Source organism: Streptomyces sp. NPDC048211, assembly GCF_043202315.1.
In the GTDB taxonomy this organism is placed as follows: domain Bacteria; phylum Actinomycetota; class Actinomycetes; order Streptomycetales; family Streptomycetaceae; genus Streptomyces.
Genome location: NZ_JBIDAD010000021.1, coordinates 19,743 through 44,678 on the forward strand (window position 1 = coordinate 19,743; position 24,936 = coordinate 44,678).

The 24,936-nt window shown below is 70.3% G+C and carries 20 protein-coding genes and 2 pseudogenes; 16 read left to right on the top strand and 6 right to left on the bottom strand.

All coding sequences use genetic code 11. The annotated features are described in order from the left end of the window. Nucleotides 1-78 precede the first annotated feature (78 nt). From ACGFZA_RS39080 to ACGFZA_RS39105, 6 genes and pseudogenes are all read left to right on the top strand, one after another. On the top strand, nucleotides 79-1,608 hold the full coding sequence (locus tag ACGFZA_RS39080) for a sugar ABC transporter ATP-binding protein (protein ID WP_393685522.1): 1,530 nt from the start codon (nucleotides 79-81) through the stop codon (nucleotides 1,606-1,608). Beyond that, complete coding sequence (locus ACGFZA_RS39085; protein WP_393685524.1) at nucleotides 1,605-2,660, top strand: ABC transporter permease; 1,056 nt, start codon at nucleotides 1,605-1,607, stop codon at nucleotides 2,658-2,660. The genes ACGFZA_RS39080 and ACGFZA_RS39085 overlap by 4 nt, the downstream gene beginning before the upstream one ends. After that, nucleotides 2,653-3,702, top strand: a complete 1,050-nt coding sequence (locus ACGFZA_RS39090) for an ABC transporter permease (RefSeq protein WP_385273458.1) — start codon at nucleotides 2,653-2,655, stop codon at nucleotides 3,700-3,702. Before ACGFZA_RS39085 ends, ACGFZA_RS39090 begins: the two co-directional genes overlap by 8 nt. Before the next feature lie 116 nt (nucleotides 3,703-3,818). Next, a complete protein-coding gene (gene rhaS / locus ACGFZA_RS39095) occupies nucleotides 3,819-4,907 on the top strand; it encodes a rhamnose ABC transporter substrate-binding protein (RefSeq protein WP_385273455.1) in 1,089 nt (362 codons plus the stop codon). 436 nt (nucleotides 4,908-5,343) lie between these two features. Next, nucleotides 5,344-6,231, top strand: a pseudogene (locus ACGFZA_RS39100) (family 16 glycosylhydrolase); the annotation flags it as partial. A gap of 790 nt (nucleotides 6,232-7,021) precedes the next feature. Beyond that, complete coding sequence (locus tag ACGFZA_RS39105; RefSeq protein ID WP_393685527.1) at nucleotides 7,022-7,834, top strand: phytanoyl-CoA dioxygenase family protein; 813 nt, start codon at nucleotides 7,022-7,024, stop codon at nucleotides 7,832-7,834. Nucleotides 7,835-7,883: 49 nt separating this feature from the next. Here ACGFZA_RS39105 and ACGFZA_RS39110 read toward each other — a convergent pair whose 3' ends face one another. Beyond that, nucleotides 7,884-8,393 (bottom strand): DUF5958 family protein, encoded by a 510-nt coding sequence (locus ACGFZA_RS39110; RefSeq protein ID WP_393685529.1) that lies wholly within the window; start codon nucleotides 8,391-8,393, stop codon nucleotides 7,884-7,886. Here ACGFZA_RS39110 and ACGFZA_RS39115 point away from each other — a divergent pair. From ACGFZA_RS39115 to ACGFZA_RS39125, 3 genes and pseudogenes are all read left to right on the top strand, one after another. Further along, complete coding sequence (locus ACGFZA_RS39115) at nucleotides 8,335-8,505, top strand: hypothetical protein (protein ID WP_393685600.1); 171 nt, start codon at nucleotides 8,335-8,337, stop codon at nucleotides 8,503-8,505. The genes ACGFZA_RS39110 and ACGFZA_RS39115 overlap by 59 nt on opposite strands. Next, nucleotides 8,469-8,821, top strand: a pseudogene (locus tag ACGFZA_RS39120) (NAD(P)-dependent oxidoreductase); the annotation flags it as partial. The gene ACGFZA_RS39115 and the pseudogene ACGFZA_RS39120, both read left to right, overlap by 37 nt. Nucleotides 8,822-9,394: 573 nt before the next feature. Beyond that, nucleotides 9,395-9,913, top strand: coding sequence for a hypothetical protein (locus ACGFZA_RS39125; protein WP_385273452.1), 519 nt, complete (start codon nucleotides 9,395-9,397; stop codon nucleotides 9,911-9,913). 269 nt (nucleotides 9,914-10,182) lie between these two features. On the opposite strand, the gene ACGFZA_RS39130 is transcribed toward ACGFZA_RS39125, so the two are convergent. Next, complete coding sequence (locus tag ACGFZA_RS39130) at nucleotides 10,183-11,280, bottom strand: GlxA family transcriptional regulator (RefSeq protein ID WP_385273449.1); 1,098 nt, start codon at nucleotides 11,278-11,280, stop codon at nucleotides 10,183-10,185. Nucleotides 11,281-11,349: 69 nt separating this feature from the next. On the opposite strand from ACGFZA_RS39130, the gene ACGFZA_RS39135 reads away from it, so the two are divergent. Continuing rightward, the gene (locus tag ACGFZA_RS39135; protein ID WP_393685531.1) at nucleotides 11,350-12,357 is read left to right on the top strand and encodes an NADP-dependent oxidoreductase; all 1,008 of its coding nucleotides are present in this window, start codon (nucleotides 11,350-11,352) and stop codon (nucleotides 12,355-12,357) included. A gap of 298 nt (nucleotides 12,358-12,655) precedes the next feature. On the opposite strand, the gene ACGFZA_RS39140 is transcribed toward ACGFZA_RS39135, so the two are convergent. Together ACGFZA_RS39140 and ACGFZA_RS39145 are read right to left on the bottom strand one after the other, a co-directional pair. After that, nucleotides 12,656-13,723: an aldose 1-epimerase family protein gene (locus ACGFZA_RS39140; RefSeq protein ID WP_393685533.1), complete on the bottom strand. Its 1,068-nt coding sequence runs from the start codon at nucleotides 13,721-13,723 to the stop codon at nucleotides 12,656-12,658. Beyond that, complete coding sequence (locus tag ACGFZA_RS39145; RefSeq protein WP_393685535.1) at nucleotides 13,720-14,466, bottom strand: SDR family NAD(P)-dependent oxidoreductase; 747 nt, start codon at nucleotides 14,464-14,466, stop codon at nucleotides 13,720-13,722. Before ACGFZA_RS39145 ends, ACGFZA_RS39140 begins: the two co-directional genes overlap by 4 nt. A gap of 202 nt (nucleotides 14,467-14,668) precedes the next feature. On the opposite strand from ACGFZA_RS39145, the gene ACGFZA_RS39150 reads away from it, so the two are divergent. The 5 genes from ACGFZA_RS39150 to ACGFZA_RS39170 all read left to right on the top strand — a co-directional run bounded on the left by ACGFZA_RS39150 (nucleotide 14,669) and on the right by ACGFZA_RS39170 (nucleotide 20,070). Further along, on the top strand, nucleotides 14,669-15,877 hold the full coding sequence (locus ACGFZA_RS39150; protein WP_393685537.1) for a CaiB/BaiF CoA transferase family protein: 1,209 nt from the start codon (nucleotides 14,669-14,671) through the stop codon (nucleotides 15,875-15,877). Then, nucleotides 15,874-16,971, top strand: a complete 1,098-nt coding sequence (locus tag ACGFZA_RS39155; RefSeq protein ID WP_385273434.1) for an extracellular solute-binding protein — start codon at nucleotides 15,874-15,876, stop codon at nucleotides 16,969-16,971. The genes ACGFZA_RS39150 and ACGFZA_RS39155 overlap by 4 nt, the downstream gene beginning before the upstream one ends. Continuing rightward, the gene (locus tag ACGFZA_RS39160) at nucleotides 16,968-17,771 is read left to right on the top strand and encodes an enoyl-CoA hydratase/isomerase family protein (RefSeq protein ID WP_393685540.1); all 804 of its coding nucleotides are present in this window, start codon (nucleotides 16,968-16,970) and stop codon (nucleotides 17,769-17,771) included. Before ACGFZA_RS39155 ends, ACGFZA_RS39160 begins: the two co-directional genes overlap by 4 nt. 11 nt (nucleotides 17,772-17,782) lie before the next feature. Then, nucleotides 17,783-18,955 carry a fumarylacetoacetate hydrolase family protein gene (locus ACGFZA_RS39165; protein ID WP_393685542.1) on the top strand — a complete coding sequence of 391 codons (1,173 nt, stop codon included), beginning with the start codon at nucleotides 17,783-17,785 and terminating at the stop codon, nucleotides 18,953-18,955. A 74-nt stretch (nucleotides 18,956-19,029) separates the two neighbouring features. Continuing rightward, a complete protein-coding gene (locus ACGFZA_RS39170) occupies nucleotides 19,030-20,070 on the top strand; it encodes a LacI family DNA-binding transcriptional regulator (protein ID WP_393685544.1) in 1,041 nt (346 codons plus the stop codon). A 76-nt stretch (nucleotides 20,071-20,146) separates the two neighbouring features. Here ACGFZA_RS39170 and ACGFZA_RS39175 read toward each other — a convergent pair whose 3' ends face one another. After that, nucleotides 20,147-20,806: a ThuA domain-containing protein gene (locus ACGFZA_RS39175; RefSeq protein WP_393685546.1), complete on the bottom strand. Its 660-nt coding sequence runs from the start codon at nucleotides 20,804-20,806 to the stop codon at nucleotides 20,147-20,149. Between the two features lie 499 nt (nucleotides 20,807-21,305). On the opposite strand from ACGFZA_RS39175, the gene ACGFZA_RS39180 reads away from it, so the two are divergent. After that, a complete protein-coding gene (locus tag ACGFZA_RS39180) occupies nucleotides 21,306-22,055 on the top strand; it encodes a FadR/GntR family transcriptional regulator (RefSeq protein WP_393685548.1) in 750 nt (249 codons plus the stop codon). Between the two features lie 63 nt (nucleotides 22,056-22,118). Here ACGFZA_RS39180 and ACGFZA_RS39185 read toward each other — a convergent pair whose 3' ends face one another. Next, the gene (locus tag ACGFZA_RS39185; protein WP_393685550.1) at nucleotides 22,119-24,818 is read right to left on the bottom strand and encodes a right-handed parallel beta-helix repeat-containing protein; all 2,700 of its coding nucleotides are present in this window, start codon (nucleotides 24,816-24,818) and stop codon (nucleotides 22,119-22,121) included. Between the last annotated feature and the right edge of the window lie 118 nt (nucleotides 24,819-24,936).

Sequence of the window (24,936 nt, forward strand, 5' to 3'; positions counted from 1 at the left end):
GCGGGGCTAGCTTCCCGGAAACTCCACTGAAACATTTCATGCAGACGCTTTGCTCGGCACAAGCACGGGAGAGTTTTCATGACGAACCCCGAACCGGAGACGACTCCGGTACTCGCGCTGGAGGGGGTGAGCAAGTCCTTCGGTGCCGTCCGGGCGTTGCGCGGTGTGGCCCTGCGCCTCTTCGCCGGAGAGGCTCACGCTCTTGCCGGGGAGAACGGCGCGGGCAAGTCGACCCTGATCAAGGTGCTGGCCGGCGTGCACAGGCCCGACGCGGGAACGGTCCTGCTGGATGGCGAGCCTGTCGAGTTCCACGGTCCGGGCGACGCCCGCGACGCAGGCGTCGCTGTGATCTACCAGGAGCCGACTCTCTTTCCGGACCTGTCCGTTGCGGAGAACATCTTCGTGGGCCGCCGGCCGAGACGTTCTCTCGGCCGAGTGGATCACCGTGCGGTCCGGCAGGCAGCGGCCGACCTCTTCGACCGTCTCGGTGTCGACCTCGACCCCGACCAGCCGGCGCGTGGGCTGTCGATCGCCGACCAGCAACTGGTCGAGATCGCCAAGGCTCTCTCCTTCGATGCCCGCGTCCTGATCATGGACGAGCCGACGGCCGCGCTCACCGGCAGTGAGGTAGCCCGCCTGTTCGGCGTCGTCAGGACGCTCCGCACCCAGGGTGCGGCGGTCCTGTTCATCTCCCACCGCCTGGAGGAGATCTTTGCGCTGTGCCAGCGGGTCACCACCTTGCGTGACGGGGCCTGGATCTCCAGTGAGTTGCTGGACGGGCTCAGCGAGGAGGACCTCGTGCGCCGCATGGTCGGCCGCGACCTGGACGAGCTGTACCCGAAGCAGAGCACTGAACTCGGCGAAGTAGCTCTCGGCGTGCGCCGGCTGACGCGTGAGGGGGTATTCACAGACGTCTCCTTCGAAGTCCGACGGGGAGAGATCGTCGGCCTTGCGGGCCTGGTCGGAGCCGGCCGCAGCGAAGTCGCCCGCGCCGTGTTCGGCGTCGACCGGTTCGACGGCGGCGAAGTCGAGGTCCTTGGCCGGAAGCTGCGGTCCGGTGCCCCGAGCGTGGCGATGGCCGCCGGCCTCGCCCTCGTCCCCGAGGACCGCCGGGCGCAGGGCCTGGTGATGGACATGTCGATCGAGCGCAACATCGGCCTCACCGGCTTCGCCACGACCACACGCGGCGGTTTGATGAACCGAGCCGCCGAACGTAGTCGTGCGGTGGACTGGGCGGTCAAGCTCCAGGTCAAGTACGCCCGGCTCGCCGACGTCGTCGGCACCCTCTCCGGCGGCAACCAGCAGAAGGTCGTTCTCGCCAAGTGGCTGGCCACCACCCCCCAGGTGCTGATCGTGGACGAGCCGACCCGCGGGATCGACGTCGGCACCAAGGCCGAAGTCCACCGACTGCTGTCCGCGCTGGCCGCGGAGGGAGTTGCGGTGCTGATGATCTCCTCCGACCTCCCCGAGATTCTCGGGATGGCCGACCGGGTGCTGGTCATGCACGAAGGACGGCTGACCGCCGAGATACCCCGGTCCGAAGCGACCGAGGAGACAGTGATGGCGGCGGCGACCGGCCGTGCCGATCGAGGAAGGACCACGGCATGACGACGACTGCCGACCCGGTGCGGAGAAGGCCCGCACCCCAGTCCGTGGCCTCGCGACGACTCGTCGACAAGGTGTTCAAGGCCCGCGAACTGGCCGTTGCCCTCGTTCTCGTCGTAATGCTCGGTGCGACCCAGCTGTCCAACACCGAGTTCCTCTCCGAGCAGGGCATCAAGGACCTGCTGCTGAACGCGACCATCCTGGTCCTGGTAGCGGTCGGCCAGGCGGTGGTGGTGATCACCCGCAACGTGGACCTTTCGGTCGGCTCCGTCCTCGGCATCTCCGCCTTCGCAGCGGGCACGTACCTCCAGGACGGCGGCAATCCGCTGATCGCCGTCCTGCTCGCCGTCGGCCTCGGCGCGCTCTTCGGGGTCCTCAACGGGGCTCTGGTGAGCCTGGGCAAGGTTCCCGCACTCGTCGTCACCCTGGGCACCCTCTACATCGTCCGCGGCATCGACTCCATCTGGGTCGGCTCCCGCCAGATCACCGCCGACGCACTGCCCGCCTCCTACGTCGACTTCGGACACGACGGGATCCGGGTGCTGCCGTACCTCGCCCTGCTCGCCATGGCCGTACTGGCGGGAGTCGCCTACTACTTGCGCAACTACCACAGTGGACGCGACCTCTACGCACTCGGATCCAGCCCCGAGGCCGCCCGACTGGCAGGAATCCCGGTCCGGGCCCGGATCATGACGGCCTACGTGCTCTGCGGCGCCCTCGCGGGACTTGCCGGAGCCCTCTACCTGGCCCGCTTCGGCAACGTCGACGCCGCGACCGGCAGCGGGTACGAACTCACCGTGGTGAGCGCCGTCGTAGTCGGCGGCGTGGCCTTCACCGGCGGTTCCGGAACCGTCTACGGGGCCGCGCTCGGGGCCCTCCTGCTCACCTCCATCAACAGCGTGCTCCCGGCCATCGGCGTCAGTTCCGTCTGGGTCACCGCGATCAACGGTTTCCTGCTGCTGCTCGCCATCGCCGCCGACCGGGTCCTCGCCCTGCGGGTCGCCGCGGCGCTGCGAAGGAAGGCCGCACAGATGAGGAGCGCCCGCCATGCCTGACACCACGAAGACCACCGCCCCCTTTCAGCCAACGGCTCTCGCCCGGATCGGGGGAGCGGTCCGCTGGGACACCGCCGTCGGCACCCTGCTGCTGACACTCCTGATCTGTTCGTTCTCCTTCGTCGACAACTTCGGCAACGCGCTGAACCTCTCGTTCCTGATCGGCAACACCCTGCCGATCGCCCTGATCGCCCTGCCCATGACCATGCTCGTGGTCTCCGGAGAGGTCGACCTCTCCGTCGGCTCCACGGCAGGGCTGTCGGGGGCGGTGATGGGCGCGCTGTGGAACGCCGGCATGACGATTGAGGCGATCATCCCGCTGTGCCTGCTGCTCGGTGTCGTCTGCGGCCTGATCAACGGACTGCTCGTCACCCGGCTCGGACTGCCCTCCCTCGCCGTGACCATCGGCACCATGGCCGCCTATCGCGGCGTCGCGCAGATCGTCCTCGGCTCCGACTCCGTGACCGACTTCCCCACGCAGTACCTCGACTTCGGCGCCGGACGGATCGGCGACACCTTCGTCCCGTACGCCGCCATCCCCTTCACCGTGCTCCTTGCCGCAGCCGTCGTCGTTCTGCACGCCACCCCGACCGGCCGCTCCCTTTTCGCCATAGGCGCCAGTGAGGACGCGGCCCGGTTCTCGGGCATCCGAGTCAAGCGGCTCAGGCTCTCCATGTTCGTGACCACCGGACTGATCTCCGCGCTGACCGGCGTCTTCTGGGCCCTGCACTACGCAAGCGCCCGCTACGACAACGCCACGGGCCTCGAACTCTCCGTCATCGCAGCGGTGTTGCTGGGCGGCATCGACTTCGACGGGGGCAAGGGGACACTCGGCGGGGCCGTCGCCGGTGTGCTGCTGCTCGGCACGCTGCAGAACGTCATGAGCCTGATCAACGTCTCCGCCCAGTCCCAGATCGTCGTCACCGGCGTTCTGCTGGTGATCTCCGTCCTCGCCCCCCGCGTCGGCCGCCAGGTCGCCCAGGCCCGCGCCCGCAGGAGAGCAACCGCCACGGCCATTTCGCCCTCGGCCGGCACCTCCTGACTCCACACGCCGTATCACGTCACCGTGGTGCCGCACGCAATGCCGCACGCACTGCCCGCTGTTCAGCGCCCGCCCGATAGCCCTGCCGTTCGCGGCAGCGTCGAAAGGACTCCGCCATGTACGGTCCCACCGCCCGAAGCGCCCGGCTGACCGCCGCCCTTGCCGTGACCGCCGTTCTCGCCCTCGGCGTGACCTCCTGCTCGGGGACCACGAAGGATTCCGCGAACAAGGAGCCCGGCCCGGCGGCGGCCACCGGCAAGGCCGACCCGAACAAGGCCACCAAGAAGGGCCTCACCGTCGCCTTCCTGCCCAAACAGGTCAACAACCCCTACTTCACCACGTCGGACAACGGCGGCAAGAAGGCACTTGAGCAGCTCGGCTCCAGCTACAAGGAGGTCGGCACCAGCAGCGGCACCGACACCTCGGGGCAGGTCTCCTACGTCAACACCCTGACCCAGCAGCAGGTTGACGCCATCGCCGTGTCGGCCCAGGACCCGGGGGCTCTGTGCACGGCGCTGAAGCAGGCCATGAAGAACGGCGTCAGTGTCGTGACGTACGACTCCGACACGCAGCCCGGTTGCCGCCAGGTCTTCGTCTCCCAGGCCGGCGCGGAGGACCTCGGACGTACGCAGATCCAGCTGCTGGCGAAGCAGATCGGGGGCAAGGGCGAGATCGCGATCCTCTCGGCGGCCCAGACGGCCACCAACCAGAACGCCTGGATCGACTTCATGAAGGACGAGCTGAAGAAGCCCGAGTACAAGGACATCAAGCTCGTCAAGACCGCTTACGGCGACGACGACGCACAGAAGTCCTTCCAGCAGACCCAGGGCCTGCTGCAGGAATACCCCAACCTGAAGGGAATCGTTTCCCCCACCACGGTCGGCATCAAGGCGGCTGCTCAGTACCTGTCCGGCTCCAAGTACCGGGGCAAGGTCAGGCTGACCGGCCTGGGTACCCCGAACGACATGCGCGCATACGTCAAGAACGGCACAGTCGAAGGCTTCGAGCTGTGGGACCCCGCGAAGCTCGGTGCCCTCGCCGCCCACACGGCCGTAGCGTTGGAGTCCGGCCAGATCACCGGCGCCGAAGGGGAGACCTTCAAGGCGGGGGACCTGGGGTCGTTCACGATCGAGAAGGACGGCGTGGTCTCGCTCGGCAAGCCGACCGTCTTCGACAAGGCCAACATCGATCAGTTCAGGTTCTGACTCCATGACGAACGCGGGGCCGCTGAAGGGTGCGGCGGCCCCATACGGCCCGAGGCCGGGCTGCCGCGCCGTGCTCGCAATTCCTTCCGAGGGCGCCGACCGGGACGGTCGTCCACGGACGGCCCCTCCGGCGTCGACGCTCCGGCGGATCGGCGTCGGCCCGCCGGCTCCGAACGAGTCCAGCGGGCAGGTGTGAGGCGTGCGAGGGAGCCGCCCGCCCGCCCCGTACCCGATCCGCCGGGGGATGTACGCGGAAGTGCCGTGAGGCTCATGTGCAAGAACTGTGGTCCGTACCAGAGCCTTGACACCCCGATGGTTCACTTCTTAAATCACGTAGTGAACCAAGGCCCCGCCATCCCCCCCACGTGATGGTCGTGCCTGCTTGTCATATGCATGGCTAATCACGGTCCTCCATCCCGCACGGGAAGGAAATCTCATGAGCTCCCCCCACCTGACCAAGCGCCTCCTGGTCTCAGCGCTCTCCGTTCTCGCACTGGTCGCGACCACATCGGGTCTCGCGTCCGGCGCACCCCAGCCACTCGACGCGGCTCGGACGACCGCCGCACCACTGGGTTCCGCCGCGGCGGCCGCGACGTTCACCGATGACTTCGACGGTCCCGCCGGTTCCGCCGTGGACGGCGGCAAGTGGCAGATCGAGACCGGCGACAACGTCAACAACCACGAGGGGCAGTACTACACAGCGGGCAACAGCAACGCCGCGCTGGACGGCCAGGGCCATCTGGTCATCACCGCGCGCAAGGAGAACCCGAACAACTATCAGTGCTGGTACGGGACATGCGAGTACACCTCGGCCCGGCTGAACACCTCGGGGAAGTTCACGTCCACGTACGGTCATGTCGAGGCGCGGATGAAGATCCCGCGCGGGCAGGGCATGTGGCCCGCTTTCTGGATGCTCGGTGACGACATCGGACAGGTCGGCTGGCCCAACTCCGGCGAGATCGACATCATGGAGAACGTCGGCTTCGAGCCTTCCACCGTCCACGGCACCCTGCACGGCCCCGGGTACTCGGGTGCGGGCGGCATCGGCGCGGGCTACTCCCTCCCCAACGGGCAGGCGTTCGCCGACGACTTCCACACCTTCGCCATCGACTGGGCCCCGGACTCGGTGACCTGGTCCGTCGACGGCAACGTCTACCAGCACCGCACGCCCACCGACACCGGCGGCAACCCGTGGGTCTTCAACAAGCCCTTCTTCCTCATTCTCAACCTCGCGGTCGGCGGGGACTGGCCCGGCAACCCTGACGGCAGCACGACCTTCCCCCAGGAACTGGTCGTCGACCACGTCCACGTCACCACCAGCGACGTGGCACCGCCGGCCTGATCCGAAGCGGCAGGTGGCTCCCGGGTGCGACCGCACCTGACAGGCCGGTCCGGGAACCACCGTCCGCGCGCCCCGTCCGCGCGCCCCGTTTGTTCACTCTGGCCGGAGCGGGATCCCGCACGGCGGGGCATCGGACATCTGCGGCTGGAAGAACTCCACACTCTGCCGGCTCGTCCGCCCAGACCGGACCACCGCTGTGGGGCACCCTCATCTCAAATCTCAAAGATCGATGGTCAGTGGCGAGCGGCCGAGAGCGGCTCCGCGACCGGAGCCCGTGGCGGGCGCTGGATTCAGTGGCGAGAGATTCGGTACGTTGCCAACGACGATCGGCTTGTCTCCTGTGGTGCTGTCCCATGGCAGGCCGAGATCGATCTCAAGGACTGCGATGCTCTGTCCTCCGTCGAAGGGCGACGCCGTCGTGCCGGCCCGCACCATCAACGCCCTGTCATCGGCAGCGCGAAACCGATGCCATCTCACACATCCAGTCGTGGCAGTCGTGGACGTGCCCACCGCCGATTCGATGTCACTCCCAGCCACGCGGGGATTGAACCTTCCTTCCGCTCCGACGATCAAGGGCTCGGCCGGGCGAGGCCAGCGCCTGTGGTCCCCCCGGGGCCTACCGCATCCAGGTTCCGTCGGCCTCGGCATCGGGACGGGCCGATCAAATCGAGTGGGCGGCGCAGGCCGCGTGGCCGCGCTCCGGCGATCACCCGACAAAGGCGGTGCAGAGAATGTCGGGTGACCGGGGCCGCCCTCGCCGCACGATGGGGGCATGGATGACACGACCTTGGTAACCCGTTTTCTCCACGACGGCTTCGTGAAACTGGAGGGTGCTGTCGCGCCGCGCGTGGCCGCGGACTGCGCGCGGTTGCTGTGGCGGGAGACGGGCTGTGCCCCGGACGACCCGTCGACGTGGAGGCAGCCCGTGCACTGGGTGGCCGGTATGGCGCAGGGGCCGTTCGCCGCTGCCCCCAACTCCCCCGAGCTGCAGCACGCTTACGACCTCCTCGTCGGCGAGGGGCGCTGGGAGCCGCGCTACTCGCTGGGCACGTTCCCACTGCGTTTTCCGCATGAGGAGGAGCCGGACGACGCGGGCTGGCACATCGAGGGGAGCTACCTGCCGGAGGGCGAGAGCTGGTACTTCACCAATCTGCGCTCCAGGGGCCGGGCGCTGCTGATGCTCTTCCTGTTCAGCGAGGTGGGTGAGGAGGACGCACCGACCCGGATCCGGGTCGGCTCTCACCTCGACGTGCCGAAGGTACTGCAGAAGTACGGGGAGGACGGGGCGAGCGGGCTGACCATCGCACCCGATCTGATGGCGGCGTCCGGCCACCGGCCACTCGCCCTTGCCACCGGGTCCCCGGGCGATGTGTTCCTGTGCCACCCGTTCCTGGTGCACGCGGCGCAACCGCATCATGGGGTGCGGCCGCGCTTCATGGCGCAGCCGCCGCTGGTGCCGGCCGCACCGTACGAACTGGAGCGGGCGGACGGTGCCTACTCGCCGGTGGAGACGGCGATCCGCTGGGGCCTGGGGCAGGAAACCCCCGGACGAAGCGGGGGAGATGCCGACCACGGCGCCGGATAGGCGCGCCCAACGCGGCCATCGGTGCCAAACCGTGCGCCGCCACGGCATCTCATTGGGGCGACAAGTTGTGCCATGCGTGTCCGCACGTGCCCCTGCAGTACGTGTGCCTGCGGCGGGTGTCGGCGACGGAGAACACCGAGACAAGGACACGGAACGCTTTGACGTGTTCATCAGCCGGGAGGGCTGGGAACCCGTAGCGAGGTGGGTCCGTACAGATCATCACCGAAGGGTTGGCCGTGGGCTGCACGCCGGACCGGGCAACTCCTTCGCGCCCGTCTGCCGCCGTGATGTGGGCCTGCATCGCGTAGCCGTCGGCTTCCCGGAGTACCACCGGGGAAAGGGCGGAGAACCAGGATGTCCCCGCGTCCAACGTCCGGAGCTCCTGGGCGACCTCGTTGACGACTCGCTCGGCTTCACGCCGAAGCCGGGTCCCGTCCTCGCTGCCGGCCCCCAACATCTGCCGATCATTCCACAGCACCTCGGTCGACCGCCTCATCCTGATGTCCCACGGCAGGGCCGTCGCCGCCCACACCGAGAAGGAGACCATCGGCGGCACCATCGCCTGCGAGGTCGACGCCTCTCACTGGGCGAACGCCTTCGATACCGCCGGACTGCCCGTCACTCTGGCGGATGACGCGTCTGCCTGTTCCTCACCACTCTGTCCGGACTGATGCACGCCACCGCGATGCTGGGCACCGCAGGGATGAAGGCGAGGGAGGCGCTGCAGGAGTGGCTCTCCGCCGCCTACTCGATGGGCGACGTCCTGAGGGTCGGCGAAGGGAGACCGGCGCCGGGCTCGATGCCGGAGAGCATCCCGGCGACCTCGGCACGGTCACCATGATGGGTGCGACGTCCGACCACATCGTCGAGACCAGCACGTCACTCGGCCTCGACCTCGCGCTCCCACTGTCGGTGCAGGCCCACTATCAGCGCGCGATCAGGGACGGCCCTGGCGTCGACAACTGGACGCGCATCATCGACAGCATCTCCGCCTGCGCCGGGGTGCTCCGCCGACAGTCAGGAGCACGACGGCGCAGAGCGGGTCCTCTCCGTTCCGCGGGCGCAGGGCGTCGCGCACCATGGGGCGGCCCGCGACTGCCGTGGGTCGCCCGGCACAGGAGTCGGGGGGCTTGTCCAGGGGTCCGACGGGACTTGCCGCGTGACGGGTCGCGGAGCAGTCCTGCGCTGCGGTTCCCGCGTACGGATTTCCCCCGGCGCGGACCGGCGCGCAGTCACTGGCCGTTCGACGCCGCGGACGGCGTCCGGTACACGGTCGCTGACCGGGTCCCGGCATGTGCATCCGGGCCGGGTGGGGATGGAACCCGAGCGGGCGGCCTCACCCTCCGCAGCCGCGCCGCCCACCGAACCGGCCCCCGCCGGCACCGCCGCCGGTGGACGCGACGCGCGTGAGGGGATGAGCGACAAGGCCGTTCTACCGGTGCGACCAGGACAGTGGTGCCGTCGTTACGCAGCGCGGAGGGCGGCGTCGCACTCGGTGCTTGGGGCACGCTTCCTCGCCTCCTCTTCCCTTACAGGGCAGGGGTGTTGGAGGATTCACGCATGAATCCGCATACGACCGGACAGACCGCCGATGCGGCAGCCACGTACCTCGCGTCGCTCCACGAGCGGCTGGCGGCCGACGGCTGCACGATGAGCACTCCCCACTGGAACGACCGGCCGGTGGTGACCGGCTGCCGCGCCGACCGCAAGGTGCGCTGGTTCGGGACCAAGGCCGAACTGTTCGTCTTCGCGACCGCGGTCCCGGAGATCGACGTGAGCACCCTGGGGGAGTTCACGGTGTGGGCCATGCGCTATGCCAAGAGCCTGCGCGGGGGGATACCGGGTGCCCGCAACGCGACTCTGGTGCTCCCTGCCCTGGTGAGCGCGCGTGTCCGGCCCGAGGCGGCCCAGTGGGCGGCGCAGGATGCCCGGATCCTCGACACGACTGTGATCGGCAGGCCTCTCGCGGTCGAGACGACCGGTCAGGCCGCGCGGATCGCGATGTACCGGGGCGGGGTCGCCTGGGGCGGCATGTTCACCGGCCATGTACTGGAGAAAGCCGTCCTGTACTTCCCATGAGGAGCCGGTGGATTCCCTGCGCGCCGTTCCCGTGCGGGAGCTCGGCCCAGCAGCTCTCGGGGATGAGACGGGGTGGCCGGGAGCAGCGTGCGTGGCGATGCGGTTTCCGCCGGTCCGGGCGGTGCCGTCGGGTGTCGCGAGCGCCGCGTCGGGACACGCCGCCGCACGACCCGGTACGGAATTGCGCCCCGCACGGTCGGGGGCGTCCGTAGGCGTGTGCTGCCCGGCCGGGTCCGGATGCGGGTGGGCTTCAGCTGCCGGCCCGCTTGTCAGCCCGCTCGATTTGTCGCATCCCTGGAGTCGCCACCGGCTGGACTCGACGCGCGAAAGGTGCGCCGGTACGCGGACGGGGCGACCCCGGCCTCCGCGGCAAGGTGCCGGCGCAGCGACGTCGCGGTGGCGAAGCCGACCTCATGGGCGACCCGGTCCACCGACAGATCGCTCGATTCGAGCAGGTGCCGGGCCCGCCGCAGCCGCTGCTGGGTCAGCCAGCGGCCTGGGCTCAGACCGGTCTCCTCCTGGAAGCGCCGGGCGAAGGTACGGGTGCTCATCACCGCGTGCGCGGCAAGTTCGCCCAGTGTCAGCGGCAGTTCCAGCCGCTGCAGCGCCCAGTCGCGGGTCGGCCCGGTGCCGGTTTCGCTCACCGGAGGCAGCGGGCGCTCGATGTACTGTGCCTGCCCGCCGTCCCGGTACGGCGGTACGACGCAGCGGCGGGCGACCTGGTTGGCCACTTCGCTGCCGTGGTCCTGGCGTACGAGGTGCAGGCACACGTCGACGCCGCTCGCTGCCCCCGCGGAGGTCAGCACGTCACCGTGGTCGACGAAGAGCACACCGGCGTCGAGCTCGACCTGGGGGAACAGCTGCCGGAAGTGGTCGGTGAGCGCCCAGTGGGTGGTGGCCCGCCGCCCGTCCAGGAGACCGGCGGCGGCGAGCAGGAAGGCGCCGGTACAGATGGACACCAGCCGGGTGCCGGGGCGGACGCGGGACAGGGCGGCGAGGGCCTGCGGGTCCAGGGCCGCGGACGACGCCCTGGAGATCGCGTACGGAGGGATGACCACGGTGTCCGCCTCGGCCAGTACCTCGGGGCCGTGCCCGGGGGTGACGGTCAGGTCCGAGTCGGTGCGCACGGGCTGCCCGTCCAGGCTCGCGGACAGGACTTCGTAGCGGCCTCCGGCAGAGCCCAGGACCCGGTGCGGGATGCCGAGCTCGAAGGGGTAGACGCCGTCGAGGGCCAGGACGACGACCTTGTGGGCGTCGGGCCGCGGGGCCTGGCCCATCCACTTGTCCAGTTCGCAGACGCGGGCGGTGAGGTCCTGGGCCGCGACCGGTGCGGGGGGTCTGGGGCCGGCGGCCGGGTCGAGGAGCATGGCACGATTGTATCGGAGGATGACCTTCTTGCCATCGTGCGGGCCGGACCGTGCGGGCAAGGTGGAGACATGACTTCTACGGACATCTCTGAAGACCTCCCATCCCCGGCCCGAGCGGCTGTTGCCGCACCGGACAGCGCCCCCGTGATGCTCGCCCTGCACCAGACGGCCCTCGGCGGCCCCGAGGTCCTGCAGCTGACGGAGCTTTCGCGGCCCGTGCCCGGCCCCGGAGAGATCCTGATTGCCGTGCACGCGGCCGGGCTCAACCCCACGGACTTCAAGCACCGCGCCATGAGCCTTTTCCTGCCGCCCCCGCCGCGGACCCTCGGCTGGGACGTCTCGGGCACCGTGACCGAGACCGGCTTCGGCGTCACTCTCTTCCAGCCCGGTGACGAGGTGTTCGGCATGCTGCCCTACCCGTACGGGGCCGGTTCCCACGCCGAGTACGTGACCGGCCCCGCACGCGCTTTCGCAGCCAAGCCCGCCGGGATCGATCACATCCAGGCGGCCGCTCTGCCGCTGGCGGCGCTCACTGCCTGGCAGGCCCTCGTCGAGACCGCGGGCCTGCGGGCCGGGCAGCGCGTGCTGATCCACGCCGCGGCCGGCGGTGTCGGTCATCTCGCGGTACAGATCGCCAAGGCACGCGGCGCTCACGTCACCGGGACGGCGAGCGCGCCCAAGCACGAGTTCCTGCGCGAGCTCGGCGCGGACGCCTGTGTCGATTACCGCTCCGACGACTTCACCGACACCGAGGAGCCCTACGACGTCGTTCTCGACACCCTCGGTGGGGAGACCGCCACCCGTTCCGTGGGCGTTCTCCGTCCCGGTGGTGTCCTCGTCTCACTTCTCCCGGGGGCCGAGGACACCCGGGCCGTGGCGGAGAAGTCACAGGTCCGCGCCGTCGTTCTGCTCGTCGAGCACGACCGGGCCGGCATGCAGGCTGTCGCCGAACTCGTGGACCGGGGCCGGCTCCGTGCGCACGTCTCCGGCACCTTCCCCCTGGCCGAAGGGGGCCGCGCCCACGCCATGGGAGAGACAGGCCGCACCACAGGGAAGCTGGTCCTGAGCGTGCGCTGAGGCGGGGTGTCCCCGCATCGCCCCGGGCCACCGCTCGGCGACCGGCGGAGTCGTCGAACGTTGGCCCGAGGCAGCACCCAGCGGGGTGGCCGGGACGGACGGCGCCGAGCCGATGTCGGCTCGAATGAGCTGTTGCCACGGTCCCGTGGACTCCCCGGTGACAGCAGACCCGCGCTGCTCAAGAATCAACCGGCCACCGGCCGCGGGTCCAGTGGCCTCCCGCCCTCGCCCCCCGCAGCGGCCGCCCCGTTGCCGGGCCGGTGGCCGGCCCCGCGACCTGGCCCGCACCGCCCTGCGGTCAGCCGGTCCGGCCCACCCGGAACGTTGTTGTGTACAGGCGCTCCTCGCCCGGCTCCAGGAACGTCATGGACCCGTCCTCACGGGCCGCGGTCTCACCCTGCACATGATGGGTGGAGGGCTCGAAGCCCACGGCGTAGGCGCCCTCGCGCAGGTGCAGCCACTGGAAGAAGGACGGGAACTGCTCCTGGTCGTACTCCAGCTCGAAGTACATCCCCAGACGGTCGTTCACCAGCCGGGGCCGTACCGAGCCGTCGGCGTCCGCTTCCAGTTCGTGCTCGTAGACCTGCTCGACGAATCCGGACAGCGGTCCCGGCATCTCGGTGTGGGAGACGCCCTGTTCGGCGACGCTGTCGCTCTGCCACAGCGTGCGGCGCAGCGGCATCTCGTAGCGCGCGCCCTCGTCCAGGAAGGGCCAGCCGACGTTGACGTGGTACAGGAACATGTGTGGTGTGGGGTCGAAGCCCGCGTTGCGTACCCGGTCGATGAGCCGGATCTCCGTGCCGCCGAGATCGGCCTCGACGCGGCGGGTGAGGCGCAGGTGTTCGCCGAAGACCGCGGCCTGGCGGACCTCGCCCTCCGCCCAGAGGACGCAGCGGTCCTCGTCCAGCCACTGTTCGCCGTAACCGGTGAGCCGGGCGGGCAGGTTGCCGACCCGGCCGTGCAGTGCGTGGGAGGCGGTGGGGCGCGGCGGGTAGCGGTACTGCGAGGCGTCCACCTCGGCGCCGAACAGGGTGTGATCGAGGCCGGCGGTGAGCAGCAGCCCCGAGAAGCTGCGCATCATCGACAGGCCGTCGTCGTCGCGGTACTCGTGCAGGCCCGGGTGGCGGAACCCGGTCGCGGAGCGCCAGCCGAAACCGCGGCCCAGGAACTCCGCGCCGCCGAGGTCCATGGCCCGGTCCACGAGCACGTCGAAGGAGAGTCCGGCGCCGGTACGGAACTCCAGCGTGCGGATGCCGCGTTCGGAGCCGTCGTCCAGGACGACGGACCGCACGCCACCGGCGGCTGCGAGGTCGCCCGCGTGCCGGGCGAGGGTGTGACGGTCGTAGTCGCGTCCGTTCAGCTTCACGCCATCACCCACCCTCCGTTGACCTCCAGGCACTGGCCGGTGACGAAGGAGGACTCCGGTCCGGCGAGGAAGGAGACGGCCGAGGCCAGCTCCTCGGGGCGGCCGCGCCGCTTGAGCGCCTGATGGTCGAGCACATGCCGCGTATAGGTCTCGGGATCGTCGTGGATCTCCTCGGCGGCCGTGGGGAACGCCCCGGGGGAGACGCAGTTGACGCGGATCTCCGCAGGCCCGAGCTCGCGCGCGAGTGCGCGGGTGAAGGCGACGGCCGCGCCCTTCGTGGAGATGTAGGCGGCGAGCGAGTCCCAGCCCCCGTGCATGGTGATCGAGGCGACGTTCACGATCGACCCGCCGCCCGAGCCGGCCATACGGCGCGCGGCAGCCTGGGCGGCGACCCAGTAGGCGCGCTGGTTGACCGCGACCACGTCCTCGTACTCCGCCAGCGGCACGTCGAGGAAGGGCCGGCTCGGGTACACCGCGGCGTTGTTGACCAGGACGCGCAGGGTGCCCAGCTCGGCCGCGGACCGTTCGACGGCCGCCTCGACCGCCTGGGCGTCGCGCAGGTCGGTGGTCAGGGCCAGTGCGCGGGCACCCGACTTCCGCACCTCCTCGACCGTCTGCTCCAGCGATGCGGCGTCGCGGTCGAGGACGGCCACATCGTGCCCGTCGGCGGCCAGGCGGGCGGCTATGGCACGCCCCAGGGCGCCGCCGGCGCCGGTCACGAGAGCTGCTTGCGGTTGACTCATCGGTGGTTCCCATCTTCCCGGTGCCGTCCGGGCGCCGCGGGGCGGATCGAGGCGTTGACACTGCGAGCGGTGCCCGCATAGTGTGAATGTTAGCGCTGCCGGTAGCGCTAACAACAGAGCTTGGAACAACAAATGCGGCGACGGTGCGGCGAGTTCCCCTCCCTCTCCTCCCCTTTGCCTCCCTCCCCTTTCAAGGAGTTCCATGACGACGCCTGACAAGCCCGGGATACTCGCCGGGTACCGGGTCCTCGACTGCTCCATCGCGATGGCCGGCCCGTTCGCGGCCCAGCGGCTCGGCGACCTCGGGGCCGACGTGGTCAAGGTCGAGCCGGTCACCGGGGAGTGGCAGCGCCATGCGGCCGCGGGAGGCGCGGGCGGGAACCGGATCAACGTCTCCTTCCTCTCGCTGAACCGCAACAAGCGCTCCCTCGCCGTCGACCTCAAGGACCCGGACGGCAAGGAGGTGCTCCGCCGGCTCGTCGCCGACGCCGACGTCTTCCTGCAGAACTACCGCCCCGGCGTCGCCGACCGCCTCGGCGTGGACTACGCCTCGCTGGCGGAGATCAACCCGTCGCTCGTGTACGTGTCCATCTCCGGCTACGGCGAGGACGGGCCCTACGCCCAGCGCCCCGGTCAGGATCTGCTGCTCCAGGCGATGTCCGGTGCCATGCTCTCCGCGGGCCGCGCCGGCGAGGCACCGCAGGCCGCGGGCCAGTACCTCGTGGACGCCGTCACCGCGTCCACCGCCTTCGAGGGGGTGCTCGCCGCGCTGCTGCACCGCGAACGCACAGGTGAGGGGCAGCTCGTGACGGTGAACATGCTGGACGCCGTCACCACGCTCCAGATGCAGGAACTGTCGGTGCACACCGTGGGCGGCCTGGCGCAGAACCGCTCCGGCGAACCGCACGCGCATGTCTACATCCGCGCGCCCTACGGCGCCTTCGAGACCGCCGACGGCTACATCGTCCTCGCCTTCCCACGGCTGAAGACACTCGGCGAACTCCTCGGAGAGGAAAGCTTCCTGGCCATGGAGGACGAGGAGCACGGCTGGACCCACCGCGACGAGCTCTTCTCGCGCACCGCCTCCCGGCTCCGCACCCGAACCTCGCGCCACTGGCTCGGCGCCTTCGAGTCCGCGGGGGTGTGGGCCGGTCCGGTCTACGGCTACACGGACCTGGTCGACGACCCGCAGATCCGCCACAACGGCACCTTCGTCACCTACGACCACCCCACCGAGGGGCGTGTGAAGGTGCCCGGGTTCCCCTACAAGTTCTCCGCCACTCCGCCCCGCATCGACCGCGGCGCCCCGCTCACCGGCCAGCACTCGCGCGAGATCCTGGCCGAAGCCGGCCTCGGCCAGGAGGAGATCGAGGAACTGTTCGCCTCCGGCACCGTGACGGAGACCTCGTGACCTACGCCGGACTGACCTGGGACCACCCGCGCGGCCACGACGCCCTCGCCGCGGCGGCCGGCGACCTCGTGCGCTGGTCCGTCCAGCCGCTGGAGGGTTTCGAGTCCCATCCCGTCGACGAACTCTGCGCCCGCTACGACCTCGTCGTCCTGGACCATCCGCACCTGGGCGAGGCACTCGCAGCGGGCTGCCTCCGCCCGCTGGACGACCTCTTCACCAGGGAGGAACTGGACGGCTGGCGCACCGGATCGATCGGACCCACCATGCGCTCGTACGCGATGGACGGCAGTCAGTGGGCCCTGCCCCTGGACGCGGCCACCCAGGTCTCCGCGACCCGCACCGATCTGGCCGGGGAGCCGCCCACCACCTGGGAGGAGGTGCTCGGCCTGGCCCGCCGCGTGCCGGTGGCCCTGTCGCTCGCCGGACCCCACGCCTTCCTCACCTTCGCCTCCGTGGCGGTCGCCCTCGGCGAGGAGCCGGCCGCCGACCCCGGTGAACTGATCAGCGGCACGACGGGACGCGCCGTCCTGGACCTCATGGCCGGGATCGACGCCCACGCACCCGCCCGGACGCGCGCTCTCAACCCGATCGGGCTGCTGGAGCTGATGGCGGCCACCGACCACCTGGCACACTGCCCGCTGGTGTACGGCTACGTCACCTACGCGGACCGGCTGACCTTCACCGACGCCCCGGCCGCCCGGCCGGGGGGACGGCCGGGCTCCACCCTCGGCGGCACCGGACTCGCCGTCAGTTCCCGGTGCACCCCCACCCCGCAGCTCCTCGACCACATCCGCTGGCTGATGTCGCCCTCCGCCCAGTGCGGATTCCTGCCCCGGCACAGCGGGCAGCCGAGCGCTCGCGCCGCCTGGACCGACCCGGCGATCGTCGCCGCGGACTTCTACCGCCGGACCACCGCCACCTGCGAACAGGCGTGGGTCCGCCCCCGCCACGCCGGCTACATCGGCTTCCAGAGCGCCGCATCCGCCGTCGTCCGGGATGCCCTGGCCGGGGAGACCGGCCATCGGGCCGCAGTCGACCGGCTGCGGGCCCTCCACCGCGCGAGCCGGACCACGAAGGAAGCAGGACGAGCATGACCGCGACCGCCAGCACCCCGCCCGACCTCGGCACCGGACACGTCCTGCTCGACGTCGCCGACCGCGTGGCCACCCTCACGCTGAACCGGCCCGAGAAACTGAACGCCGTGACCCCCGAGATGTCCCGCGCCCTGGTCCGGGCCGTGCGATGGTGCGACACCACGGACGACGTCCGCGCCGTGATCCTCACCGGCGCGGGCGGACGCGCCTTCAGCGCCGGGTCGGACATCCGCGAACTCGACGGCTACCGCACCCCGTGGGAGTTCCGCAACCGCATCGACTACTGCGACGCCATCCGCGAGGCCCGGACGCCCACGATCGCGGCCGTCGGCGGCTACGCCCTCGGCGGCGGGCTGGAGACCGCGCTGTCCTGCGACATCCGGATCGCCTCAGGAACCGCGTCCTTCGGAGCGCCGGAGATCACACTCGGCTGGATCGGCGGCGGCGGCATGGCAGCCTTCCTCAGCCGCGCGGCCGGCCCGAGCAACGCGGCGCTCATGCTGCTCACCGGCGACCGCATCGACGCCGCACGCGCGCTGGAATGGCACCTGGTCAGCGAGGTGGTCGCCCCCGGCGAACTGCTCGACCGGGCCAAGGCCCTCGCCGCGGTCATCGCCTCCCGGGCCCCGGTGGCGGCGGAGACCGCCAAGATCAACCTGCGGGCGGCCGGGAATCTGCCCGAGGACCAGGCTCTCGCCTACGAACGGGACCTGCAGACCATCTGCTTCGCCACCGAGGACGCCGCCGAAGGCCGCCGCGCGTTCGCCGAGAAGCGCCCGCCCGTCTTCCGCAAAGCCTGAGAGGAACGAACATGACTCAGTGGCCCGACGCCGCCACCACCCTGCCCGACGACGGCACGGAAGGGGCCCTCGTCGGCCGGGTCTGGCGGCCCGGCATCGGCCCCTGCGTCGTCGCCGTCCGCGAGAGCGGTGTGCACGACGTGACGGGGGCCTTCCCGACCGTCCGCGACCTGTGTGAAACGCCCGACCCGGCGGCGCGGTTGCGCACGGCCGAAGGCAGGCGCCTCGCCGGCCTCGACGAACTGCTGGCCAACACCCCTCCAGAGAAACGTGATCCCGCACGCCCATGGCTGCTCGCCCCCGTGGACCTCCAGGCGGTCAAGGCCGCCGGCGTGACCTTCGTGGTGTCCATGCTGGAACGGGTGATCGAGGAACGGGTACGGGGCGACGCCTCCGGCGCCGCCGAGGTGCGCGAGCGGATCCGCGGACTCGTCGGGGACGACCTGGCATCCCTGCGGCCCGGCTCCGACGAGGCCGCCGCGCTCAAGGAACTCCTGGTCGCCCGGGGGATGTGGAGCCAGTACCTGGAGGTGGGCATCGGGCCCGACGCCGAGATCTTCACCAAGGCCCCCGTGCTGGCCGCGGTCGGCACCGCGACCGATGCCGGGGTCCTTTCCTCCTCGCGGTGGAACAACCCCGAACCGGAGATGGTGATGGTCGTCTCCTCCGCCGGGAAGGTGGTGGGCGCGACGCTCGGGAACGACGTCAACCTCCGCGATGTGGAAGGCCGTTCGGCTCTCCTGCTGTCGAAGGCCAAGGACAACAACGCCTCCGCCGCCCTCGGGCCGTTCGTGCGGCTCTTCGACGGAACCTTCGGGATCGACGACGTGCGGAAGGCGGCGGTGACCCTGACCGTCGAGGGCGAGGAGGGCTACCGGCTCGACGCGGTGTCCTCCATGGCCGCCATCAGCCGTGATCCACTGGACCTCGTCGGTCAGCTGATCGGTCCGAACCACCAGTACCCCGACGGTGCGGTGCTCTACCTGGGCACGATGTTCGCCCCCGTCGAGGACCGTGACACTCCGGGCCAGGGCTTCACCCATCACGACGGAGACATGGTCACCATCGCCACGCCCCGGCTCGGTTCACTCGTCAGCCGGATCAGGCCGAGCGACGCCTGCGAGCCGTGGAACTTCGGGATCGCCGACCTGATGCGATCCCTGTCCGCCCGCGGAGCGCTGTGACGCGTGGCGCGGCGTCCGCCCGGCCCGGCCGGGCGGACGGCACGGAGGCGGGTGCAATGGATATCGTCTCGGATGTGACCCAGCCACCCCGCCGCCCACGCAAGCGTTCCGCCACCCGTTCGGTGACCCTGACGGATGTGGCGGCGGCGGCCGGGGTGTCGGCCCAGACGGTCTCACGGGTCGTGCGCGACCCCCGGTCGGTGCCGGACGAGACCCGGGCCAACGTCGAAGCGGCCATCGCGGCGACCGGCTACGTGCCCAACCTCGCCGCCAGCAACCTGGCATCGAACCGCAGCCGCACGGTCGGCGTCCTGGTCCCGCAGATCAACGCGTCGGTCTTCGCGGACACCGTTCACGCCTTCTCGACCGCCCTGGCGGCGCACGGCTACCAGATCTTCGTCGGCACGACCGACTACCGACCGGAGCACGAGGAGGAGGTGCTGCGCAGCTTCCTCGGCCGGCGGCCGGACGGACTGCTCATGGTGGGAACCGACCACACCCCCGGAACCCGTGCCCTGCTGGCCGCCGCAGGCGTACCCGTCGTGGAGACCTGGGGCTGGTCGGACAATCCGGTGGACCTGCTGGTCGGGTTCTCCAACGCGGCGGCGGCCGCCGCGATGGTCGGGCACCTCGTCGAGCGGGGCCGGCGCAGGATCACGTTCGCCGGGCGGCACACCTCCGGCGATCCCCGGGCCGCCGAGCGGCTCGACGGCTACGCGACCGCGGTCCGTGAGCTGCTGGGGAGTCCTCCGCGCACGGTGGACGCGGGACCGGAACCGGTCACCATGGACACCGGCGTCACGCTCCTGGACCTTGCGCTGGAACGGTACCCGGACTCCGACGCCGTGATGTTCTCCAGCGACGTCTTCGCCGCCGGCGCCCTGCAGGCGTGCGTGCGCCGGGGGATCGACGTCCCCGGCACGCTGGCCCTGGCCGGGTTCGGCGACTTCGAGCTGGCACGGCATCTCGTCCCCTCGCTCACCACGGTGGCGGTGCCCGGCACCCTCATCGGCGAGCTGGGGGCCGAGTTGCTGCTGGAACGGATGCGCGGCACGCCGGTCGGCGCGCCGCACCGCGACGTGGGCTACCGGGTCGTCGCCCGCGCGAGCTCATGACGCGCGGGCGCGACCCGGGCCGCGGCGGCTCCCTCTGAGGTCCGGGCGCGGCCGGCGAGCGGTCGCCGCCGGGTGCTCAGCGTGCTGCCCAGAGCAGGCCCCGTTCGACCATGGCCGCGGTCTGCGGCACCTCCAGGTCGGCGACGCGGTGGCCGAGGGTGCAGACGAAGACCCGTCCGGCTCCCCAGCGGCGCGTCCACACGACGGGGAACTCGACCGGCTCGTCCCACTGGCCGCCGTCGGGGGCGAGGACCGAGGTGGCCAGCACCGTGTTCAGAGTGTCCGTCAGCACCCAGTAGTGCTCGGTGTGGACGTCGAAGTCCTCGATGCCCCGGGTGATCCCACCGTCCCGCTCCGGCAGGGCGGTGATGCGGACGGTGAAGTCCTGGAACCCCTCCGGGTGCCACAGGAACCGTCCCCCCACCATGCGCAGATAGCGGGCGGCGGCGACATTCGTCCCGATGACGCCGCCGTGCCAGCCGGCGAATCCCGTTCCCGCCTCCACGGCCGAGACGAGTGTGTTCTCCTGAAGGGGCGTCAGTTCGCCTCCGGACCATGAGTGGACGACGAGGTCGGTGGCGGCGAGCAGGGCCGCGTCCTCGTACACCGCCAGGTCGTCGGCGACGGTCACGTCGAACCCCGCACGCTCGAGGCGGGGGATGAACAGCCGGGTGCAGCCGACCGGGTCGTGCCCTTCCCAGCCGCCGCGTACCACCAGGGCGTTGCGCTGACTCACTTCGGATTGCCTCCGTACGGTGTCGGTCGTCCCTGTGGCCGGGGTGATTCCGCTCGGCGCTGCCGGTGGGACCGCGCCCGGTCGGTGCTGCCGAGTTTCCTCAACTCCCCGTCCTCAAGCGCGACTTAGGGGGTGGGGAGTACCCTGGAGCGAAGCGCTCCGAGCCTCCCGGTGGTCAGGCTTCGTTCGCTCCTCGGCCGGCCGTTCCCGTCGACCGGACCCCAGTGACATGCGTCGCACCCCGCCTTCGTTCGAAGCGTGTCGCACGGTGGTGACGGGCGAGTCCAGGCCCCGGAGTCCTGACCAGGCATGCCCGAAGTGCCTTGGGTGGGCGGCTGATCCGGCCCCGGGCGCGCCCTCGCCCTCGGAGTGGTGGCGTGTTCGCGAACCGCGGTCATCACTTATGATACGAGTGATGACTTTAGCATGTTCCGCTAGCCTTGAACCCTCGGACAGTGGGGACCGGGCACACCTGCACACATTGGGAGTCGCTGACCAGATGAGTAACCCATCCGCGGACGCCGTTGCCGTGTCCCCCCGTCAACGGCGTCGGCCTCCCCTCGCCGCCGCCGTCGTGCAGAGCCTGGCGACGGCCATCGTGCTCGGCGAGTACCCGCCCGGAACGGCACTTCCCTCGGCGGGCGTCCTGTGCGATCAGTACGAGGTGAGCCGCACCGTCATCCGTGAGGCGACGATGGCCCTCTCCGAGAAGGGCCTCGTCGCGACCCGCCAGGGCTGGGGGACGGTCGTGCTCGACCAGGAGCAGTGGAGTCTGCTCGACCCCCTGATCCTCGACGCGCTCTTCCAGCGGAAGGACCGGCTGGTCTTCCTCGACAACCTGATCGAGATCCGGACGACCCTCGAGTGCGCCATGTCCGCCCGCGCCGCCCGCCTCATGGACGACACACAGGCCGCGGTGCTCTCGGCCAAACTCGATGAACTCGCCGCCCTGCGGGATGACCCGGAGGCCTACTCCCGCGCCGACATCGAGTTCCACGAGATCATCCACCGCGCGTCGCGGGACGCGTTCGGGCGGGCCATCGTGTCGAGCATCCAGGGCAAGGCCGTGCGCTACCCCCAGTACAGCGGCGATCCCACGCGCGAGCACATCGAGCTGACGCACGAGGCGCACGCACGGATCGCGGCCGCGCTGCTCTCCCAGGACGCCGACGAGGCGGCAGACGCGATGCGGGACCACATCACGTCCTCGTGGGAACGCCGGCGACCGCTCGACACCTCCGGCGCGTGACGTACGCCGGGGCATCCGTGTGTGGGGGATGCCCCGGCGCGGGGTGACGGTGTCACCCGGCGGCTACGGGCGGACGGCGTCCGTGACGCGGTTCGCCGGGCGGCCGATGCCCTGGGCCGTGACGCCGCGGTTCCACTCCCGGACCCATGCGGCCCCGTACGACCGCGCCACCGAGCCGGAGGCCGAGAACTTCAGCGTGCCGAGGTCGAGACCGGTCTCCGCCACCGAGACCGCCAGGACGCTGTTGGTGTTGACCCGGTCGCTCCACCGCGACAGGTTGTACTGCGAGGCCGGTTCGGCGAAGTCGGCGTTGGTCTCGATGAAGCCGCAGCAGCCGACGATCACCGCGTGGTCGATCTCGACCCGCGACGGGACCCAGACGGAGCCGGGGTCCTCCCACACGGTCGCGCGGCTGCAACCGTCGGTTCCGGACGTGGTGTAGACGGCGGCCGTGCACTCCTCGCCCGTCGCGGTCACGCGCGGCACGTACCAGTCGGTGATCTCCGGGTACGTGATCGGCTTCCCGTCCGAGTACTTCTGCTTCCCGCTCGTGTAGTGCGCGTGCCAGGCCGCGACGGTCCGGGGGGTCGCGGTGTACTTCTCGTCCTCGCGGACGTCGAGGAACGTGTTGTAACGGCTTTCCAGCACCCAGCTGTTGGCCAGCGGAAGGCGCGTCTCGCCGTTCTTGTGATAGATGCCGCCGTGGCCCAGGTGGTCCACCCCGATGAACACGTTGTCGTTCGCGGTGTTGCTGTGCCCGGAGTTGAAGTTGACCCCGGACCTGGAGTCGCTCACGACATTGTGGTGGAAGCGGACTCCGGTCGCGCCGTCGTCCATGTACAGGGCGTCGTTGGAACCTCCGATCTTCTCGAAGTGGTTGTAGGCGATCTCGTTGCCGAGGTAGGTGAAGTCCCGCCCGGCGTAGACGACTCCCATGTCGCCCGCGTTCTTCACCACGTCGTAGAAGTGGTTGTGGTTGACGCGCATGTCGTTGCCCATGATCTGCACGGCCATGTGCGGTGCGTCGTGGACGTAGTTGTACTCGAACGTGTTCCCCACGCCGTACATGTAACCGGCCGGGGTGTACGTGGCGAGTTTGGAGAAGCGGGTGATCTCGTTGTGGCGGGCGACGTTGTTCCCGCGTGCGAGGGTGGCGCGGTCGCCGCCGCCGAGCAGTACGCCTCCGCCGCCGAGATCGTGGAGGTAGGAGTTCCGCACGACGTTGTCGTGCCCGCCTTGCAGGGTCTCGTAGTCCGGCATGCTGGTGATCGTGTCCGTCGTGCGCCCGATCCGGATCGCGTCCATGCTCACATTGGAGATGTCGACCCCGTCGATGAGGGTCCCGACGGCGTCCAGCAGTTGCACACCGCTGACCAGCGACCCCGTCATCGCCAGACCCCGGACCGTCACGCCCCGGGTGCCGTCGAGCAGCATGAAGTTCTTGTCGAACGTCTGCAGCGTGGTGGTCCTGCCCTCGATCGTGCCGTTCTGGGGCCGGTAGTAGAGGACGTCGTTGTCGTGGTAGCGGTCGATGTAGTACTCGCCGGCCGTGTCCATCTCGGAGAGGACGTTGAGCACCTTGACCTTGGTCCAGGAGTCCTGCGGGATGTACATGGAGGGGTACTTCGTGTACAGCTTGTCGCCGCTCCACGACAGGATGCGCAGCATGTCGTTGGCGTAGTTGTTGCCGAGGTAGCCCGAGAGCCACCCCTCCGTCTCGGACCTGGTGTTGTCGATGTCCTCGATCCAGCGCGGATCCAGCTGGACCGGTACGTCGGAGTACGCGCCGAATCCGCGGGTGCCCGCGTCATCCACCGTGGGCACCGCCTCGGGTGCCCAGTTCCGGTAGCGGTCGCCACTGGCGGCGCGGCCGCCGACGGTGAAGACGGACGGGGTCATGCGCCGCATCTCCTCCGGGCTCCAGGTGTCCCGCTGCCCGGGGTCGGAAAGGGTCTGCTTCTTGTCCTCGAACTGGGCGCGGGGCGTGGTGCCGGAGCCGTTCCAGTCGCTCTCCGGCCCGAAGCGGGCGTCCAGGTCCACGTTCATCAGGTCCCGGGGACCGTCGGCCTTCCACTTGGCTCCCGTGCCCCACAGATGGCAGGCGGTCTCCGTGGTGGCGCACGTGTTGCCGTTCGGGTACTCGGCCAGGGTCTGGGTGCCGCCGTCGACGACGAGTTCCGGGGCGAAGGGCTGCTGGACCCAGTTGAAGCCGTTCTTGTAGAGCGTGCCCGGGTCGATGCCGTGCGCGCCGAGGTCGAACACCCAGACCCCGTCCCGCAGTTCCGGGGTGTTCAGCCGGGTGTTGGAGGAGTACCGGGGCTCGGCGAGCGTGTCGTCCGAGAGGTCGGTGAGCCTTTGCCACCCGTCCGCCGGAAGTTCGTGCGACCCGGTCAGCGTGACCTTCTCATCGCGGTACGCGGCGTACGTCACCCACGAGTTCTCCTTGCCGCTGAGCCGGACCGTGTCGTCGAGGACGTATGTGCCGCCCCGGATGTACACCGTGCCCCGTGCCCCGGGCGAGGTACGTCCTGCCAGGGCGTCCCGTGCCGCGGTGATCGTCCGCAGCGGGGCGTCGCGGCTCCCGCTGTTCCGGTCGTCGCCGTCCGAGGCCGACACGTAGACCGTGAGGGCGGCGGAGGAGGCCGTATGCCCGGACGGCGCGGCCGACGCGGCGCCGGCCGACGGCACGCCGGCGCCTGTCACCAGCGCCAGGGCGACGGCGGCCAGCAGCGACCGCCTCGGTCGTCTCCCGATTCTCGCCATGGAGGAGCCTTTCGTTGATTCAGCGACTCCGGCCCGGGCGCGACAGCCGGTTCGTGTCGAGGCGTCCCGGCGTCCGTGAGAGGACGCCTGAGAGGGCGTCCGACAGCCCATGTGCCGC

Excerpts from the sequence above, each read along its gene's own strand:
- ACGFZA_RS39080 (WP_393685522.1), top strand. The coding sequence starts at position 79 with ATGACGAACCCCGAACCGGAGACGACTCCGGTACTCGCGCTGGAGGGG.
- ACGFZA_RS39085 (WP_393685524.1), top strand. The coding sequence starts at position 1,605 with ATGACGACGACTGCCGACCCGGTGCGGAGAAGGCCCGCACCCCAGTCC.
- ACGFZA_RS39090 (WP_385273458.1), top strand. The coding sequence starts at position 2,653 with ATGCCTGACACCACGAAGACCACCGCCCCCTTTCAGCCAACGGCTCTC.
- rhaS (WP_385273455.1), top strand. The coding sequence starts at position 3,819 with ATGTACGGTCCCACCGCCCGAAGCGCCCGGCTGACCGCCGCCCTTGCC.
- ACGFZA_RS39105 (WP_393685527.1), top strand. The coding sequence starts at position 7,022 with ATGGATGACACGACCTTGGTAACCCGTTTTCTCCACGACGGCTTCGTG.
- ACGFZA_RS39115 (WP_393685600.1), top strand. The coding sequence starts at position 8,335 with ATGTCCCACGGCAGGGCCGTCGCCGCCCACACCGAGAAGGAGACCATC.
- ACGFZA_RS39110 (WP_393685529.1), bottom strand. The coding sequence starts at position 8,393 with ATGGTGCCGCCGATGGTCTCCTTCTCGGTGTGGGCGGCGACGGCCCTG.
- ACGFZA_RS39125 (WP_385273452.1), top strand. The coding sequence starts at position 9,395 with ATGAATCCGCATACGACCGGACAGACCGCCGATGCGGCAGCCACGTAC.
- ACGFZA_RS39130 (WP_385273449.1), bottom strand. The coding sequence starts at position 11,280 with ATGCTCCTCGACCCGGCCGCCGGCCCCAGACCCCCCGCACCGGTCGCG.
- ACGFZA_RS39135 (WP_393685531.1), top strand. The coding sequence starts at position 11,350 with ATGACTTCTACGGACATCTCTGAAGACCTCCCATCCCCGGCCCGAGCG.
- ACGFZA_RS39145 (WP_393685535.1), bottom strand. The coding sequence starts at position 14,466 with ATGAGTCAACCGCAAGCAGCTCTCGTGACCGGCGCCGGCGGCGCCCTG.
- ACGFZA_RS39150 (WP_393685537.1), top strand. The coding sequence starts at position 14,669 with ATGACGACGCCTGACAAGCCCGGGATACTCGCCGGGTACCGGGTCCTC.
- ACGFZA_RS39160 (WP_393685540.1), top strand. The coding sequence starts at position 16,968 with ATGACCGCGACCGCCAGCACCCCGCCCGACCTCGGCACCGGACACGTC.
- ACGFZA_RS39165 (WP_393685542.1), top strand. The coding sequence starts at position 17,783 with ATGACTCAGTGGCCCGACGCCGCCACCACCCTGCCCGACGACGGCACG.
- ACGFZA_RS39180 (WP_393685548.1), top strand. The coding sequence starts at position 21,306 with ATGAGTAACCCATCCGCGGACGCCGTTGCCGTGTCCCCCCGTCAACGG.
- ACGFZA_RS39185 (WP_393685550.1), bottom strand. The coding sequence starts at position 24,818 with ATGGCGAGAATCGGGAGACGACCGAGGCGGTCGCTGCTGGCCGCCGTC.